Raw genomic sequence first — 17,138 nt, forward strand, 5'->3', positions numbered from 1 at the left:
CAGGGCAGGTCGCCCTCGGGATCGCGGCTGCGGCCTGCGACAACTCGCGTACGCCGGAGTTGGGGGAACAGGTGCGGAGAAAACAGGGAGACCGTCTTAGCGGCGACGGTCTCCTGCGGAGATGAGCCGACGCGACGGCCAATGCGCCTTCATTAATGCCGGGCGGCATGCGTCGAGCGTTGTGAATTCGAGGATTGCCCAGCGAAATGGCCGGAGCGTTCGCCACGCGCCGGACAGTTTCCGCACTTTACCACTAATGTCCGGATAACTTTTCTTATCACAATAGCCTTGTTTTTCATGAAAACTCTGGGATACGAAAACGCGCCCGAGCTGACTGACGTACGCATTGTCCAGCGGCTGCCTGGCGGCTCCGGGCAGGGCATGCCGTCGCATGTGGATGCTTGATGCGTTATCCGGCTGTCCGAACACGGCCAACACTGGCTCCATCCGCAATCGCGTGTCGATGCCTCGGAGTCGAACGCCAAAGGGCAACTGGGCCGCGCGGTTTCCCGGCCCGGGTTCGCATGCTGCTAAAGCCGAAGCACTGCCATTGAGCCGGGCGGACGACGCCGACGAACACGTACGCCGGCGCGCATTGCCCGCAATGAAATAACCCAGCCTCCGTCATCAGCTTCCTGACCGTTTCCTTGGCCAGCCGAATGCCGTGACACTCCCAGAGCTTCTCGCAGGCCAGTGTCGGCCCGAAATCGGCGTAGCGATCACGGATGATCGACAGCGCCCGGTCCACAATTACCTCGTCCAGCCGGTTGTTGCTGGGCTTCGCATACCGTCCCGACACAAGACCTTGAGGTCCGTGTTCCCGCAATCTGGCGACCAGTCGGCGAACCTGCCGGCTCGTCAGTTCCAGCCGTTCTGCCGCACGCCATGGCTTGAGCTTGCCGTCCGCCACGTCCTGTATGACCTTGAATCGGTCCGGTTCGCGCATCGTCATCGTGATCCGTTCCGTTGCAGCCATCGCAGCCTCCGGCGCCGGATACCCGGCAACCGGACAGCTGACGCGGCCCGAAAGCGGACATTTCAATCTAGCCACTACAACAGAAATTATCGATAATTATGATTATGTCAAATATGAAATTCACCCAAACACTCCACTGAAATCCTGAACCGACGCCACCAAAATCCCGCCTCACGGCCGCTCGCAGCCCGACGCCAGCGCGATCCCGCACCCACGGGCAAAACCGACGACACGCAATTTCCCCGACGGCTCGCCCGCAAGACTCCGTCTCCAACCGCCGCAAGCAAACCGACACGAACGCTCAAGACAACCACATCCCCTGCATCTTGTGCGAGAAATGCGCGCGCTCGGCCGTCTCCATCAGCGACAGGAATTCGTCCTGCGTCATGTGGATCAGCGCTTCGTGATCGCCGGCCTCGAAATACACTTCCGGCTGCTGCGCGAGATGTTCCTCGAGGAACGTCTTCATCCCGTACGCCATGCACACCGGCGGCAATGCACCGAGGTCGCAATCCTTGAACAGTTCGCGCAGTTCCATCTCCTTGGCGAGCACGAGATGGCGGCCGGTCTTGACCCAGAGGTCCGACAGGCGCACCGCGTGCGACGTCGGCAGCACGGCGGCGACGTAGCCTTCGTCGTCCTCGAGCAACACTGTTTTCGCGAGGCGGTCGCCGGGAATGTGCGCGGCGGCGGCCGTCTCCATGCTGGTATGGCTATACGGGTGGTACACGACTTCGTACCGCGATGACTTCTGGCGCAGGCAATCCTGCAGGGTGGCTGATACTGGCATGGCACACCTCGTCTGGACGAATCGGATGACCGAAGCTCACTCCGGATTCGTTCAGCATAGGTCGCATTGCGGCCAATGGAAATGCCAGAGCACGGTGCCCGCACGGATGGCCGCCGCTGGCTTGCGCCCCTTTTCCGATCGATGCGGACGCCCTCGCCGGCATGCGAAACCGGGACCTGGAATATGCACGAGGCATGCTGGTCCCCCGGGCCTTTCCTGAAGACAAAAAGAGCGGCAACCACTCGGGACCGACGGCTGCAAACCCATGCGATGGCGGATTCACGCCAGACCGTTAGTTGCATTTTAGGGAAGTGCGTGATGCCCCAAAAATCATCGACATTGGCCGCCCGGAATCCACGGGCCAAGCGCCGACAAAGCCATCGCATACCGCCCCGACAAAGGTCGCACCGCGCCCTATACTGAGCCAACCGCCCGCGATCCTGCGGCGGCCGACTCCGGGAGCGACCATGCATTACCAGTTGATCTACGAACTCGTCGACGATTATCTGTCCCGGCGCGAGCAGTACCGCGCCGAACACCTCGCGCTCGCACAGGCCGCAACCGAGCGCGGCGAGCTCATGCTCGCCGGCGCCCTGCAGGATCCAGCCGACCGCGCCGTGCTTGTCTTCGAAGGAGACTCGCCGGAAGCCGCCGAATCGTTCGCCCGCGCCGACCCGTACGTGCAGCACGGCCTCGTCAAATCCTGGTGCGTGCGTCCGTGGCGCGTCGTGGTCGGCAAGCACGCGCCGCGCTAGCGGCGCTCTCGACTACAGCCACCCCGCCCGCTTGAAGCGCCACCACAACGCGAGATCGGCGACGACCATCACCCCGATGCAGCCGTAGAAGCCGTACTTGAGGTGCAGTTCGGGCATGTTCGCGAAGTTCATCCCGTAGATGCCGGCGATCATCGTCGGTATCGCGAACAGCGCGGCGAACGAGCCGAGCCGCTTGGTCACTTCGTTCTCGGCGAGCGAAATCATTCCGAGGTTGACCTGGATCGCGGTCACGACCATCTCGCGCCGCCCTTCGATTGTCTTCACGATCCGCTGCAGATGGTCGTACACGTCGCGAAAGTAATGTTCCATCCCGCTGCACACTTGCGGGATGCGTCCGCCGGTGAGCTTCGCGAGCGGCTCGATCAGCGGCGCCGTGTGCTGGTACAGCATCACGAGCCGGCGTTTCAGCGAATAGAGATCCTCGATGATCGCGCGCGACGACGCGGGCGAGGCCTTCGTGAAGATGCGGTCCTCGAGTTCCTCGAGCTCGTTGCCGAGCGTCTCGAGGATCGGGAAATAGCGGTCGACGACCTGATCCATCAACGCATAGAACACGAACGCCGAACCTTCCTGCAGCAGATGCGGCTCGCGCTCGCAGCGCTTGCGCACGTCGCGGAAGTCCTGCTCGGTATGATTGCGGATCGACAGCACGTAGTTCGGGCCGACGAACACGTTCAGCTCGCCGACCTTGAATTCGCCGTCGTCGTCGAGCTCGACCATATGCAGCACCGCGAACAGCGAATCGCCGTACTCCTCGATCTTCGGCCGCTGGTGCCCCTTGCGGGCATCCTCGAGCGCGAGCTCGTGCAGCCCGAATTCCTCGCCCATCAGCTCGATCTCGTCCGGTGTCGGGTCCTTCAGCGCGACCCACACGAAACACTCGGGCTTCGACACGTAGTCGCTGATGGCGTCGATATCGATTTCGGCCAGCTTGCGGCCGTCCTGGTATGCAGCACAGTTGATCAGCATGTTGTCCGTCATGTTGCCGTTTTCGCATCAGTTTACCGGTTTGAAGCGCGGGCGGCCCGGCTTGCGCGACACGCCGATATTGGTCATGATCGGATTGCGTGCACCGCGGCACGCGCACGGCATCGCTTCGACAGACACGCACGGCACGCCCGTGCGGTCCAACCGTCAAGGAGACAGACCCATGTGGTATTTCTCGTGGATACTCGGCATCGGCGTGGCGCTCGGCTTCGGCATCATCAACGCGATGTGGCTGGAGGCGGAAGTCTTCTCGCGCGGCGACAAGCGCGCCGCCACATCGCGAACGGATCCGGGGAGCCGGCGTTCGTGACGCACCTGGTGTTCTTCTGCGGTCATGCCGGCACCGGCAAGACCACGCTCGCGAAGCGGCTGATCGGGCCGCTGATGCGCGCGACCGGCGAAGCATTCTGCCTGCTCGACAAGGACACGCTCTACGGCCGCTACAGCTCGGCCGCGATGGGCGCCCTCACCTCCGATCCGAACGATCGCGACAGCCCGCTCTACCTGAAGCACCTGCGGGACCCCGAGTACCAGGGCCTGCTCGACACGGCCCGCGAGAACCTCGCGCTCGGCATCGGCGTGCTCGTGGTCGGCCCGCTGTCGCGCGAAGTGCGGGATCGCCGCATCCTCGACCGCAGGTGGCTCGGCATCGGGCCGGAGGTCGTGCTGACGGTCGTGTGGGTTCATACCGCGGAAGACGTCGCGCGCGAGCGGATCGTCGCGCGCGGCAATCCGAACGACGCATACAAGCTCGCGCACTGGGACGAATACCGGCAACGCCGCTTCGTGCCGACCGGCCGCGAGTGCGACGGCATCGTGATGTTCGACAACACCGCGCCGTCCGACGCGGACATCGATGCACTGCTGCGCCGCATCGCACCGCCCACGCCGCAGTCGACGATCGTCCCGCCCTTGCCCGCCTGAGCGGCGCGCATCTCCCTGCTCTTGCCTGCCGCCATGCGCTTCGACGCGCGCAAAAAAACAACGCCGGAAGCGCTGTTGCGCTCCCGGCGTCGTACGGCCCTCGTGCCTTAGATCCGTCGTCAGGCGACTTCGTGCACGCGCTCCATCGTGCCGCCTTCGTACAGCTTGCCGAAACGGTTCGCAAGGAACGCCTTCAGCGACACCTTTTCCTGCGGGATGAAACCGTTCTGCGGCAGCTTCTTTTCGCGGAACAGATCCAGCACCGCGCACATCGCGCCGGCCGTCGTGATCTGGATCGCGCTCATGTGCATTCCGCACACGTCCTTCGCGAAGATCTTGCGCGTGAACACGTCCTGCACGAGCTGGCCATCCTTCACGCCCGTCACCGTGACGAACACGAGCACGACGTCCTGCTTCGTCGACGGCACCGCGCGGCGCATGATCGACTTCAGCGTGTCGCGATCGCTCGACAGGCGCAGGTCCTCGAGCAGGAACTGCACGAGTTCGCGATGGCCCGGATAGCGCACCGACTTGTAGTCGAGCGTCTCGACCTTGCCCGACAGCGTCTCGCACAGCGTGCCCAGGCCACCCGACGTGTTGAACGCCTCGTATTCGGTGCCGTCGAGCGAGAAGTGCTCGAGGCCTTCGAGCGGCTGCACCCACTGCTTGCGGCCGTCGCGGATCGCTTCGCACGGCTGACAGTATTCGTTGATCAGACCGTCGACACTCCACGTCAGGTTGTACTTCAGCGCGTTGGTCGGATACTCGGGCAGCGCGCCCACGCGCATCTTCACGTCGCGCACCTCGCTGAAGCCGTTCACGAGTTCGTGCGCGGCGATGCCGATAAAGCCCGGCGCGAGGCCGCACTGCGGCATGAACGCGCGATCCGAACCTTCCGCCAGTTCGCGGATCGCGTGAGTCGCGCGCACGTCTTCGGTCAGGTCGAAGTAATGGACGCCGGCAGCCTTGGCCGCTGCGGCAACGTTGACCGCGAGGTAGTACGGCAGCGCGTTGACGAGCGCATCGAAGCCCTTCACGGCTTCGCGGATCGCATTGGCGTCGGCCGAATCGACACGCTGCGTCGCGATGCCTTCACGCGACAGCTTGGCGAGCGCATCCGCGTCGCGGTCGAACGCGACCACTTCGTAGTCGCCCGTTTCACGCAGCATGTGAGCAATGGTGTGACCGATCAGACCTGCGCCGACGATGGCGATTTTCATGCGCTTATCTCCTGATGATGAGTTTGGTGTTGGTGTACGGCGTCGAGCCATGAACACAGTTTAGGGACGCTCAAAATCAGTTCCAAGACGAAGAATGATGCGAAACGACCGTTTAATTCGACGATATGACTACGTATTTCGTCATAACGACCAAATCATCTGAAAATCGCGCATATGGCGGGTCGGAAACGGACCGTGGCGAGCGCGTTTGGACGGGCAGGCAGGAAGGAACGACCACGCAACGCGGGACATGCGCCGGCAAATCAATCGTTGCGCGCGCCCAGCCCGGCATCCGGCGCAACGACGCTCGCGCGCAGATGCGCGACGCAATGCTCCACCACGCAGCGTGCGCCGGCGGCGGACATCAAGGAAAGGGAAAGGAAGAGAAACCTGCGCGATGAAGCGAATCGCACTGCGGCGTCACGCGCCACACCCGCGGCGACACCGCATGCGACGCATCATCCGCCGATGGTGCCGCGATCGATCTTGCGCGACAGGATGATCGACGTCGTCGTGCGCTCGACGCCTTCGAGCGTGCCGATCTGGTCGAGCAGATCGTTGAGCCGCTCCGGCGAATCCGCACGCAGCCACGCGACGTAGTCGTATTCGCCGCTCACCGCGCACAACAGCTGCACCTCGGGCATCCGGTCGAGCTTGCGCAACACGTCCTTGCCGAACTTGGGCGTCAGGATGATGCCGACGTACGCATAAATGCTTGCATCGAGCACGTCCTGCCCGAGTCGCACGCTATATCCGGCAATTACGTTGGTGCGCTCGAGCCGCGCGATGCGCGCGACGACCGTCGTGCGTGCGACGTCGAGCTGTCGCGCGAGATCGGCGACGCTTGCGCGCGCATCGGCTTGCAGCAGCGCGACGAGTTGCCGGTCGAGGTCGTCGAGTTGGTCGAGGCGAGGTGGACGCATGAGGCTGGGCCGGCGAGCATCGCACCGGCGAAGTAGAACGTGACGCGATGATAGCGCCGAACGCCGGTGCGCCCAATCGGCATCGCACGCGGTCCCGGGCCCGCGCATTCGCATCGCCCGCCTCGTTCGCGTGCGGCGGCCGACGTGTCGATCGAACGCCGTCGATGGTCGCCAACCCGCCATGTCCCTTTCAATTTCGATTCGTTTCGGATGTAAGCAAGTGTCGCTTTCGCTGCCGCACGATACGCAACGTGCTACTAATAACGGGCGACACGAGTTGCGCGCTCGCGGCATCGGCCGCCGCGCCCGCTCGCACGACACCACCCCGGAGAGCCAACCATGAAGAAGATCTCGCTCACCCTCGCCACGCTCGCCGTTGCGGCCAGCGCATTCGCGCAAACTCCGCCGCAACCGCAGACGCCCGCGTCTGCCCCGAGCGCCGAACAGCGCGCGGCGCGCCACGAAGCGCGCATCGAGCAGCGCATCCAATACCTGCACGACCAGTTGAAGATCACGTCGGCGCAGGAGCCGCAATGGAAGACGTTCGCCGACACGATGCGTGAAAACGGCGACACGATGGGTCGCCTCTACCGCGCGCGAATGGAAAGCCGCAACGTGTCCGCCGTCGACGACATGAAGCAGTACGCGGAGCTCGCGCAGGCGAACGCGGATGGCGCGAAAAAGCTCGCCGACGCATTCGCGCCGCTGTACGACAGCTTCCCGGCCGACCAGAAGGCACTCGCCGACACGACGTTCCGCAGCTGGCTGCATCATGGCGGCGAACACCGAGGCAAGGGCAAGACGGGGAGCAAGGAAGGCAAGGCAGCCGCCGCGCCGGCCGCCAGCGCGCCCGCGCAACCCTGACGCGCCCCGCGCCGGCGTCGCACTGCCCGTCGGGGCCGAACGGCGTCGCGCATCCCGCAGGAACCCGGCGAGCCACACGGCACGCCGGATTCGGGATAAGCTCCCGCCTTTTCCCGCACTCCCCGCTGCCATGCTCGAACTCAAGCACATCGATCTGCGTACCGACCCGCAGGCCCGTCGCGTCGTGAAGGACGAAACCGTCACGGTCGCATTCGCGCAGGCCGACGGTGAACTGATGAGCCTCGAAGGCCCGAACCGCTATGTCGCGGGCGACGCGCTGATCACCGGCTCGACCGGCGACCGCTGGGTCGTGTCGCGCGCACGCTTCGATGCGAAGTACCTGCCCGCCGATGACACGCTCGCGCACGGTGCGCCGGGCGCCTACCGCAACCGGCCGGCCGTCGTGCTCGCCCGCCGGATGGACGAACCGTTCACGATCGCCCGCTCGGAAAACGGCGACACGCTGCGCGGCGTCGCCGGTGACTGGGTGATGCAGTATGCGCCCGGCGACTACGGCGTCGTCCAGGCGCAGCGTTTCGCGCAGGTCTATCGCGACGCATAACGCGTAACGCCGGCATCGCGCCGGCGCGCGCGTTCACGTCGACATTCAGGCGAAGTCTTCGTCGAGCTCGAGCTCCGCTTCACGCTCGACGGCCTCGCCGGCTGCGTGCCGCTCCTCGAGCGAGCCCAGCATCGCTTCCGTATAGGCATGCAGCACCGCATGGCTGCGGGCGCGCTGCATCGGCCTGAGCGCCAGATAGCGCGCCAGCGCGGCCGGCACGATGCGGATGTCGAGCGTCATCCGTTTCGGCGTGGATCCGAAACGCATCGCGAGCCACTGCACGGACAGGAAACGCCCGCGTTCGTCGCTGCTTTCGACAAAACGCGTCTGCTCCGGAAAGAGATCGCAGATCACGCGCGCGAGCGCGTCGAATTCGGCGCTCTGGCAGTCGATCAGATAGTCGTCCATTTCGCCTCTCCCGTCAGGCCGCCGCACGCGGCGACCGGCACGTCTTCACCAGCACGGCGACCAGGATCGCGGCCAGCACGAAATACACGGCCTCAAGCCATCCAGCAGGCAGCACGCGCACCTGATACAGCAGCGCCGGCGCGACCGCGAGCGCATGCAGCACGATCGCGAGCGGCAGCACGCCCGCGCGGCCGGCGCGCACGCCGCGCCAGACCAGCACCGACAGCGCGAGTTGCACCACGAACGCCGAGCAGCGCTCGAGCAGCAACAGCAGCATCGACTGCGCCGACAGCGTCGCCAGCATCACGTGCAGCCTCACGACGGTATCGCCCGGCAGGTCCGCGAGCTGCGTCTCGAGCTGGCCGCGGCTCGCGAGCCATGCCAGATACGACCACTGACCCCATACGAGCACGCCGACGAACCAGGCTTCGGCGCCGGCATGGCCGATTCCGTAGCCGATACCGCGCCCGTCGCCGGCCGATGCACCGTAGCGGCGGTTCAGGAACCGGATCCCGAGATAGCGGCCGAGCTCCTCGAACACGGCCGTCGCGAGCGCACTGTACGCGACGAACGCGAGCGGCTGCGTGAGCCAGCCGCCGGCGGGCGTCTGGCTCAGCACGAGGCCGTGAAATGCACGTTCGACGATCATCGCGAACAGCGTGAAGACGGCGACCCCGACAATCGTGTCGCGGCGGTCGAGCGAGAGTGGCTTGCGCAGGAAGCGGAACAGAACGAACGGCAGTAGCGCGATGATCAGCGTGGCGGCGATCAGCACCGCCAGCGTGACGGGAGCGACAATCATGAATTTCCTTGTTCGAGGCAGCGCACCTGACGCGCTGCGTGCCCCGAATGATACTCAGCTTGCGGTCGACGCGCGCGCGATCAGCTCGCCCGGCAGCAACGCGACGCGCACGTCGCCCACCGCGCCGTCGATGCGCTCGTGCACGAATTCGACGGCCTTGTAGCCGATCTCGTAGGTCGGCTGGCGAATCGTCGTGATGCCGATCAGCTCGGCCCACTCCGGATCGTCGATCGACAGCAGCGCGGCCTTTTCCTGCCACGCCGCGCCGAACCGCGCGCGCAGATGGCGCGCGATCGCGAGCGCGACCGGCGCGTTCGCGGCGAACAGCGCGGCACGCACGCCGCGCCGCGAGGCGTCGTCGATGCGCGCGTCGAGGTCGGCCAGCGCCGCCCCGACCGCGGCGGGCTCGTTCAGGTCGAGCACGACCGTCGGCGGCACCGGCAGCCCGCGCGCGCCGAGCGCCGCGCGGAACGCGGCCTCGCGCAGGCGCCGCGAGCTGACACGCTCGAACGGCTGCACGACGAAATGGACCGCGTCGAAACCGCTCGCGACCAGATGGGCGATCGCCGTCTCGATCGCGTCGGTATTGTCGAGGCCGATCAGGTCGGCCTCGAAGCCCTCGACCGTCCGGTCGACGAGCACCGCCGGAATGCCGGCGCCGCGCAGCGGGCGCAACACGTCTTCCTCCGCGCCGAGCGCGTTGACGATCAGCCCCTCGACCCGGTACGTCGTAAGCAGCTGCAGGAAGCGCCGCTCCATCTCGACCTCGTTGGCCGCGTGACAGATGAGCGGCATGTAGCCGAGCGCGTGGCACGCGGCCTCGACGCCTTGCAGCACTTCGACGGTGTACGGATTGGTCAGGTCGGCCGCGAGCATGCCGAGCAGCCGGTTGCGGCCGCGCTTCAGCCCGCGCGCCATCTGGTTCGGCCGATAGTTCAGACGCGCGATCGCCGTCTCGATCCGCTGGCGCAGATCGGCGGACAGCACGTGCGTCTCGCCGTTCAGATAGCGCGAAACGCTGGTCTTGCCCGTGCCGGCTTCGCGGGCGACGTCGCTGATCGTCGCCGGACGCTGCGTGGAAGGTTGCGAATCGCTCAAGTCGTGCCTCGCGACGTACGATCCGCGCCGCTTCGTGTGCGGACGGACCTTTGTTGTTGGATACGGAAGCCACCCGGCGGACGCCGCCGCTTCCCTGCTTCGCGGTCGATCGAAGCCGGCGCGTTCGCGCCCGCCCCGCTCGCCCGAACCGCACGGCGATCGGCCGCGCCGGAGCTGGCACGGATGCCCGCCGCCGGACGCCGCCGGCCGCGCGGCCGGTTCGTCGATGCGACGAGCGGGCGATCATAACGCAGCCTGCCCTCCCGCACCAAGATCATCGCCTCTAACCCGGCCGGCGCCCCGCCGGCCGATCGCCGCCGCTCAGCCGCGCGCGAGCGCGTCGGGATTCACGAGGTTCGTGCGCAGCGTGCCGGTCAGTGCGCCGATCAGGTTTTCCGCGGCGCAGCGCGCCATCGCATGGCGCGTCTCGTGCGTCGCCGAACCGATATGCGGCAGCGCGACGACGTTGCTCATCCGCAGCAAAGGCGAATCCGCCGCCAGCGGCTCCTTCTCGAACACGTCGAGCCCCGCGCCGCGAATCGTGCCCGCCTGAAGCGCCTCGATCAGCGCGGCCTCATCCACCACCGGGCCGCGCGATGCGTTGATCAGGATCGCGCCGCGCTTCATCTTCGCGAATTCCGCCGCGCCGATCAGGTGATGCGTTTGCGGCGACAGCGGCACCTGCAGGCACACGAAATCCGACTGCGCGAGGAGTTCGTCGAGCGACACGCGACGGGCGCCGTACCGAGCCTCGGCTTCGGCATGCGCGGAGCGATTCGTGTACAGCACCTGCATCCGGAAGCCGAGCGCCGCGCGCCGCGCGACCGCGCCGCCGATCCGCCCGAGCCCGACGATGCCGAGCGTCTTGCCCTGCACGTCGGTGCCGTACAGGTCCGGGCCGATGCTGCGGTGCCAGTTGCCGGCCTTCACCCACTCCGCCAGTTCGACCACGCGCCGCGCGGACGCGAGGATCAGCGAGAACACGGTATCGGCGGTCGATTCCGTCAACACGTCCGGCGTATGCGCGAGCACGATGCCGCGCCGCGTGAGATCCGCGACGTCGAAGTTGTCGTAGCCGACCGAGATCGTCGACCAGGCCTTCAGGCGCGGCGCGCGATCGAGCATCTGCGGCGTGACCTTCAGGCTCGCGCCGATCGCGCCGTCCGCGTCGCCGAGGGCATCGGCAAGCGCGTCGGCGCCGTCGGCCTGCACGACGTCCGCCTGCTCGCGCAGATACGCGAGCACGTCATCGGGCAGCGGCTTGTACGCGACGATACGAGGCTTCATCGTTTTCATTTTCCTTGCAGCGGCGTCGCGAGCGGGTGCGCATCGCGCGCCTGGGGTTTGACGGACAGCGTGAGGATCACCGCGGCCACCAGCGCGGCGCTCATGAACGCGTACGATGCAACGGGCGAGCCGGTCGCGCCGTTCAGGTAGCCGACGAAATACGAGCCGACGAACGAGCCGAGCGCGCCCATGCTGTTGATCAGCGCCATCGCGCCGCCGGCGACATTCTTCGGCAGCAGTTCGGGGACGATCGCGAAGAACGGGCCGTACGGCGCGTACATCGCGGCACCCGCGACGACCAGCAGCGCATACGAGATCCAGAAATGCGACGAGCCGAGCGCATAGGACGCCGCGAACGCGGCCGCGCCGATCAGCAGGAACGGCCACACGAAGCCGCGGCGCGAACCGACCTTGTCTGACGCCCACGACGCGGCGAGCATCGCGATCGTCGCCGCGAGATACGGCAGCGCCGACAGCCAGCCGGTCGCGACCATCCCGAGCTCGGAGCCATTCTTGACGATCGACGGCAGCCACAGCACGAAGCCGTACACGCCGATGCTCCAGCAGAAGTACTGCGCGCACAGCTTGATCACGGCCGGCGAGCGGAACGCCTCGCCGTAGTTGCGCACGGGCTTGATCGCCGCCTGTTCGGCCGCGAGCGCCGCGTCGAGGTCGAGCTTTTCCTCGGCGGTGAGCCACGGCGAGTCGGCCGGCTTGTCCTGCACGAGGAACCACCAGCACACGGCCCAGACGATGGCCGGCACGCCTTCGGCGATGAACATGTGGCGCCAGCCGAATTCGTGCACCAGATAGCCCGACACGATCGACATCCACAGCACGGTGACCGGGTTGCCGAGAATCAGGAACGTGTTCGCGCGCGAGCGTTCGTTCTTCGTGAACCAGTTGCTGATGTAGATCAGCATCGCGGGCATCACGGCCGCTTCGACCACGCCGAGCACGAAGCGGATCGCCATCAGCGACGGAATGTTGGTGACCACGCCCGTGAGCGCCGCGCAGGCGCCCCAGAGCACGAGGCTCGCGAACACGAGCTTCTTGACGCTGCGGCGCTCCGCATAGATCGCGCCCGGAATCTGGAAGAAGAAGTAGCCGAGGAAGAACAGCGCGCCGATCAGCGACGACAGGCCCTTGCTGATCCCGAGGTCCTGGTTGATGCCGGCCGCGGCCGCGAACCCGTAGTTCGCGCGGTCGAGGTAAGCGAGGCTGTAGGTGATGAAAACGATCGGCATGATCGTCCACCAGCGTCGGGCTGCGAGCGTGTTGGCCATGAGAATGTCTCCTGTGTCGGAACGAACGCGTCGGCGCGTGTCCCGGTTCCTTGCGTTGCCGTGCGCGTGCACGACGAAATGGTCCGCGGATTGTGCCGTGTCCGGCCTCTCATTGCGCGGTGACGGTTTCCTCTACGCGATCGGCGCCATTGCTGACGTTTTCGAGCCGATCGAGTGCGTCGCGGGTCGGCAAGCCTTCCGAATCGCCGATCACCTGGATCGCGAGCGCGCCGATGCGGTTGCCGCGCGCGACCGCCTGCTCGATGGAACGCCCTTCCAGCAGCGCGCTGACCACGCCGACCGCGAAGCCGTCGCCGGCGCCGACGGTGTCGACCACGTTGGCGACGCGCTCGCCCGCGACCGTGCCCTCGCGGCCGTCGGCCGTGCGGAAGTACGCGCCGTCGGCACCCAGCTTGATCACGACGCCGCGCGCCCCCTGTGCGAGGTAGAAGCCCGCGATATCGGCCGGCGTATCGTGCCCGGTGAGCTGCTGCCCTTCGGCGAGGCCCGGCAGCACCCAGTCGGCAAACGCCGCGAGCGCGTTCAGCGTCTTCGCCATCACGTCGGCGGACGGCCAGAGCGTCGGGCGCAGGTTCGGATCGAAGGAGATCGTCTTGCCCGCCGCGCGCATCTCGCGCGCCAGCTGAAACGCGAGTTCGCACGATGTCGCGGAAATCGCCGGCGCGACGCCAGTCAGATGCAGGTGGCGCGCGCCGAGCACGTAGTCGGCCACGTAGTCGTCGCACGACAGGTGGCTCGCGGCCGAACCCTTGCGGAAATATTCGACGGTCGGGTCGCTGCCGTCGTCGTTGCGCGACTTCAGCTGGAAACCGGTCGGATAGCGCGGATCGACGGTCACGCACGACGCGTCGATGCCTTCGCGCGCGAGCGTGTCGAGCACGTAACCGCCGAACGAATCGCGGCCCACCCGGCTCATCCAGCCGACCCGGAAGCCGAGCCGCGACAGGCCGATCGCGACGTTCAGGTCCGCGCCCGCGATCCGTTTCGTGAATTGCGACGCGTGCGCGAGGTGACCGGGCTCGGCGGCGACGAACATCGCCATCGCTTCGCCGTAGGTCACGACATCGAGTGCTGCCTTCATGAGTGAATTCCTCCGTATCCGTCCTGCTTCACGCGGCGGCGAGCCACGCCACGCGCCGGCCGGCGTCGCCCGCCAGGTCGGCGGCATCGAACGGAAATTCGATACCGCGTGGCGCCGCTTGCGGCAGGGCCGCGAGCACGCCGGTCACGAGCGGGTCCCCCGACGCCGGCGCCACCGCGAAACGGCGCGCGCCATCGCCCGCGACTGCCTTGCAATGAATGTATTCCACGTGCGGCGCAAGCGCGTGCGCGCACGCGAGCGGCGCTTCGCCCGGCCACTGCCAGTTGCCGATGTCGAACGTCATGCCGAGCGCACCGGGCACGCCCGCTTGCGTCAGCGCGGCGAACAGCCCGCTGAATTGAGCCAGCGCGCCGCCGACCGGCAGTTGGCCGTTCTCGACCACCACGCGGGCACGCGCGCCGCGCGACAGCGCGACGATCTCCGATGCATGCGCGTCGCCGGCGAAGCCGCCGAGCTGGAACTTGACGAAGCGCGCGCCGAGCGCGTCGGCTTCGACGAGCGTGTCGCGCAACGCGTCGGCATCGAGCGCGCCGGTTTCCGTGTACAGCGTGGCCGGCGTCGAATAGACCGACCACAGCCCATGCGCGGCCAATGCCTTGCCGAGCTCGGCGAGCGCGGCGGGCGTCGCGTCATCGTCCGACACGAACAGCTCGCGCCGCACCTCGAACCCGGCCGCGCCGGCTGCGGCCGCGGTCGCGATGAATGCCCGGTGGCCCTCCTGGCGCACGCGGTCGATCCCGAATGCGCTCGCCACGATCACGATGTCTGCCATTTCTGCCCTTTTTTACCGGAATGGAACCGGTTCCATTTGCTTGAGACGGATGGTGCGCTTCGCGTTCGGTACGCGCCATAGAGGAAATCCCTAGGACGGGCCGCTGCATGAATACGTGCCCCCTATACGTGCCCCACGCACATGCATCCCGCGTTCCCGGCCCCGCAGGCGCCTATTCGTCGCGGTGCGCGTCGCACATGTCGAGAAACCGGGCCGCCACCCGCGACGGCGCGCTGCCATGCGGCACGAGGATCGAGAAATGACGCGTAAGCGGCGCGGGGGCCAGCGAGCGCGGCACGAGCGCCGCGTCCTCGTGACGCAGCGACATCGCGGACACGAACCCGACGCCCATCCCGGCGCGCACGGCCTCCTTCACCGCTTCGACGCCCGCGATCTCGAACGCGACGCGCATCGGCGCGCCACCATGCGCGAACGCGCGTTCGACGAGCTGGCGCACGCCGGAGCCCTCCTCGCGCAGCACGAGCGGATGGGCGGCCAGTGCGTCGAGCGTGACGCCGGTTTCGTATTCGGGCGCGGCGAGCGGATGGCCGGCCGGCACGACCGCGACGATCTCGTCCTCGTGCCACGCGTGCACCGCGGTGCCGGGCGGCAGCGCCTCGCCGGGCGGCCCTTCGATCATCGCGATGTCGAGCGACGCGAGCGCGGCCACCACGTCGGCCGTGTTGCCGCTCATCGTGTGGATCGCCACGCGCGGCACGCGCGGCTGGAACGCCGCGATCAGGTACGGCAGCAGGTAGCTGGCGGGCGTCGTGCTTGCGCCGATGCGCAGCGTGCCGGCATCGAGCCCGCGCACCGCGTCGCGAAACGCGCGCGCCTGCGCGAAGGTATCGCGCTGCGCGTACGCGTACTGCGCAAGCTGTTCGCCGATCGGCGTCAGGCGGATGCCGCGGCCCTCGCGCTGGTACAGCGGCTCGCCGAACTCGTCCTGCAGCAGGCGCAGCTGGCCCGACACGGCCGGCTGCGACAGATGCAGCGCCACGGCAGCGCGGCTGATGTTCAGGTGTTCGGCGACAGCCGCGAACGTTATCAGTTGATCCGGGGTCATGGAGATGAATTATCGGCTTTCCGGATAGTTTACGTCACAAATCACAATTTCTCATATCGATATAACCAAATTAGGATTAGGCCATCGCAACCCGTTTCATCACGGTGCCCCATGTCCACTGCCCCGACTCCCCAGCTCCACCACGCCGCGCCGTCGATGCGCGGCCAGTTGAACGGCGTGTTGTTCGTCGCGCTGTTCGCCGCCGCCGTCACCAGCCTGTCGCAACTTCCGGCAATCGCGGGGCTCGGCCTGTCGCCGCTGATCGTCGGCATCGTCGCGGGCGCGCTGTACGGCAACGCGCTGCGCGACGGAATGCCCGCGAGCTGGGCGGCCGGCGTCAACTTTTCCGCGCGCAAGCTGCTGCGCATCGCGGTCGCGTTCTTCGGCCTGCGCGTAAGCCTGCAGGAAATCGCGCAGGTCGGGCTGCCGGGCCTGACGGTGTCGGTGCTGGTCGTCGTGAGCACGCTTGCGATCGGCACCTGGGTCGGCATGAAGGTGATGAAGCTCGATCGCGACGCGGCGCTGCTGACCGCCGCCGGCAGCGCGATCTGCGGCGCGGCCGCCGTGCTCGCGTTCGAGTCGACGCTGCAGTCGAAGCCGCACCAGAGCGCGATGGCCGTGGGCAGCGTGGTGCTGTTCGGCACGCTGTCGATGTTCCTCTACCCGCTCGCGTATCACGCCGGCCTGCTCAATCTCGACGCGAACGGCCTCGGCCTGTTCTTCGGCGGCACGATCCACGAGGTCGCGCAGGTGGTCGGCGCGGCGAGCGACATCAGCCCGCAGGTCACGCACGTCGCGACGATCGTGAAGATGACCCGCGTGATGCTGCTGGTGCCGGTGCTGCTCGCGCTCGGCTGGTGGCTCGCCCGCGCCGCCCGCTCGGCCGACGCGAGCGCCGGCGGCACGCAAGGCAAGCGCAAGGTGGCGGTGCCGTGGTTCGCGCTCGGCTTCCTCGGCTTCGTGATCGTCAATTCGCTGAACGTACTGCCCGCCGACGTCACCCACACGCTGAACGTGCTCGACACCTTCGCGCTGACGATGGCGATGACCGCGCTCGGCATCGAGACCCGCGTATCGCAGATTCGCGAAGCCGGCCCGCGCGCGCTGACCACCGGCCTGATCCTGTACGTCTGGCTGATCGCCGGCGGCTACGCGATCACCTGGGCCGTGCAGCACTGGCTTGGCTGAGCCGCGCATCCACGCCGCGACACGCGCCGCGCCCGACGGGAAGGTCCCGCGGGCGCGGCGCAGTGCTATGCTTCGCGTCGTTTTCC

18 protein-coding genes and 1 pseudogene are annotated in these 17,138 nt (G+C 67.0%); 6 read left to right on the forward strand and 13 right to left on the reverse strand.

Annotated elements, in window-relative coordinates:
* Window positions 1-606 precede the first annotated feature (606 nt).
* Together WS51_RS19080 and WS51_RS19085 are read right to left on the reverse strand one after the other, a co-directional pair.
* Window positions 607-976: pseudogene (locus WS51_RS19080) on the reverse strand (helix-turn-helix domain-containing protein); the annotation flags it as partial.
* A gap of 301 nt (window positions 977-1,277) precedes the next feature.
* Window positions 1,278-1,766 carry an aminoacyl-tRNA deacylase gene (locus tag WS51_RS19085; RefSeq protein WP_059771298.1) on the reverse strand — a complete coding sequence of 163 codons (489 nt, stop codon included), beginning with the start codon at window positions 1,764-1,766 and terminating at the stop codon, window positions 1,278-1,280.
* Between the two features lie 467 nt (window positions 1,767-2,233).
* On the opposite strand from WS51_RS19085, the gene WS51_RS19090 reads away from it, so the two are divergent.
* Window positions 2,234-2,521 carry a YciI-like protein gene (locus WS51_RS19090; RefSeq protein ID WP_059451388.1) on the forward strand — a complete coding sequence of 96 codons (288 nt, stop codon included), beginning with the start codon at window positions 2,234-2,236 and terminating at the stop codon, window positions 2,519-2,521.
* A 12-nt stretch (window positions 2,522-2,533) separates the two neighbouring features.
* On the opposite strand, the gene corA is transcribed toward WS51_RS19090, so the two are convergent.
* On the reverse strand, window positions 2,534-3,511 hold the full coding sequence (gene corA, locus WS51_RS19095; RefSeq protein ID WP_059451605.1) for a magnesium/cobalt transporter CorA: 978 nt from the start codon (window positions 3,509-3,511) through the stop codon (window positions 2,534-2,536).
* 181 nt (window positions 3,512-3,692) lie between these two features.
* On the opposite strand from corA, the gene cydX reads away from it, so the two are divergent.
* On the forward strand, window positions 3,693-3,839 hold the full coding sequence (gene cydX, locus WS51_RS19100) for a cytochrome bd-I oxidase subunit CydX (protein ID WP_069229650.1): 147 nt from the start codon (window positions 3,693-3,695) through the stop codon (window positions 3,837-3,839).
* The gene (locus WS51_RS19105; RefSeq protein ID WP_059451389.1) at window positions 3,836-4,453 is read left to right on the forward strand and encodes a P-loop nucleotide/nucleoside kinase family protein; all 618 of its coding nucleotides are present in this window, start codon (window positions 3,836-3,838) and stop codon (window positions 4,451-4,453) included. Before cydX ends, WS51_RS19105 begins: the two co-directional genes overlap by 4 nt.
* A 119-nt stretch (window positions 4,454-4,572) precedes the next feature.
* Here the strand turns inward: WS51_RS19105 and WS51_RS19110 are convergent, their stop codons facing one another.
* Complete coding sequence (locus WS51_RS19110; protein ID WP_059451390.1) at window positions 4,573-5,673, reverse strand: saccharopine dehydrogenase family protein; 1,101 nt, start codon at window positions 5,671-5,673, stop codon at window positions 4,573-4,575.
* Between the two features lie 458 nt (window positions 5,674-6,131).
* Entirely contained in the window at window positions 6,132-6,596 is a 465-nt protein-coding gene (locus WS51_RS19115) for an Lrp/AsnC family transcriptional regulator (RefSeq protein ID WP_006481526.1), read from the reverse strand.
* A 339-nt stretch (window positions 6,597-6,935) separates the two neighbouring features.
* Here WS51_RS19115 and WS51_RS19120 point away from each other — a divergent pair, with 339 nt between their 5' ends.
* Together WS51_RS19120 and WS51_RS19125 are read left to right on the forward strand one after the other, a co-directional pair.
* Window positions 6,936-7,460: a Spy/CpxP family protein refolding chaperone gene (locus WS51_RS19120; RefSeq protein ID WP_059502112.1), complete on the forward strand. Its 525-nt coding sequence runs from the start codon at window positions 6,936-6,938 to the stop codon at window positions 7,458-7,460.
* Between the two features lie 130 nt (window positions 7,461-7,590).
* Window positions 7,591-8,022 carry a PGDYG domain-containing protein gene (locus tag WS51_RS19125; protein WP_059451392.1) on the forward strand — a complete coding sequence of 144 codons (432 nt, stop codon included), beginning with the start codon at window positions 7,591-7,593 and terminating at the stop codon, window positions 8,020-8,022.
* A 45-nt stretch (window positions 8,023-8,067) separates the two neighbouring features.
* Here WS51_RS19125 and WS51_RS19130 read toward each other — a convergent pair whose 3' ends face one another.
* The 8 genes from WS51_RS19130 to WS51_RS19165 all read right to left on the reverse strand — a co-directional run bounded on the left by WS51_RS19130 (window position 8,068) and on the right by WS51_RS19165 (window position 15,864).
* Window positions 8,068-8,430: a DUF3022 domain-containing protein gene (locus WS51_RS19130; protein WP_059451393.1), complete on the reverse strand. Its 363-nt coding sequence runs from the start codon at window positions 8,428-8,430 to the stop codon at window positions 8,068-8,070.
* Window positions 8,431-8,443: 13 nt separating this feature from the next.
* Window positions 8,444-9,232, reverse strand: coding sequence for a YhfC family intramembrane metalloprotease (locus tag WS51_RS19135; protein ID WP_069229651.1), 789 nt, complete (start codon window positions 9,230-9,232; stop codon window positions 8,444-8,446).
* 54 nt (window positions 9,233-9,286) lie between these two features.
* Window positions 9,287-10,330 (reverse strand): LacI family DNA-binding transcriptional regulator, encoded by a 1,044-nt coding sequence (locus WS51_RS19140; protein ID WP_059451395.1) that lies wholly within the window; start codon window positions 10,328-10,330, stop codon window positions 9,287-9,289.
* 321 nt (window positions 10,331-10,651) lie between these two features.
* Complete coding sequence (locus WS51_RS19145) at window positions 10,652-11,617, reverse strand: NAD(P)-dependent oxidoreductase (protein ID WP_069230017.1); 966 nt, start codon at window positions 11,615-11,617, stop codon at window positions 10,652-10,654.
* Between the two features lie 5 nt (window positions 11,618-11,622).
* Window positions 11,623-12,903 (reverse strand): MFS transporter, encoded by a 1,281-nt coding sequence (locus WS51_RS19150; protein ID WP_059502117.1) that lies wholly within the window; start codon window positions 12,901-12,903, stop codon window positions 11,623-11,625.
* 109 nt (window positions 12,904-13,012) lie between these two features.
* Complete coding sequence (locus WS51_RS19155; RefSeq protein WP_059771308.1) at window positions 13,013-14,005, reverse strand: sugar kinase; 993 nt, start codon at window positions 14,003-14,005, stop codon at window positions 13,013-13,015.
* A gap of 28 nt (window positions 14,006-14,033) precedes the next feature.
* Entirely contained in the window at window positions 14,034-14,798 is a 765-nt protein-coding gene (locus tag WS51_RS19160) for a sugar phosphate isomerase/epimerase family protein (RefSeq protein ID WP_059771311.1), read from the reverse strand.
* A gap of 172 nt (window positions 14,799-14,970) precedes the next feature.
* Entirely contained in the window at window positions 14,971-15,864 is an 894-nt protein-coding gene (locus tag WS51_RS19165) for a LysR family transcriptional regulator (protein WP_069229652.1), read from the reverse strand.
* Window positions 15,865-15,975: 111 nt separating this feature from the next.
* Here WS51_RS19165 and WS51_RS19170 point away from each other — a divergent pair, with 111 nt between their 5' ends.
* Window positions 15,976-17,052 carry a YeiH family protein gene (locus WS51_RS19170; protein ID WP_059502124.1) on the forward strand — a complete coding sequence of 359 codons (1,077 nt, stop codon included), beginning with the start codon at window positions 15,976-15,978 and terminating at the stop codon, window positions 17,050-17,052.
* Window positions 17,053-17,138: the final 86 nt, after the last annotated feature.

This window comes from Burkholderia territorii, from assembly GCF_001718335.1.
Classification (GTDB): Bacteria; Pseudomonadota; Gammaproteobacteria; order Burkholderiales; family Burkholderiaceae; genus Burkholderia; species Burkholderia territorii.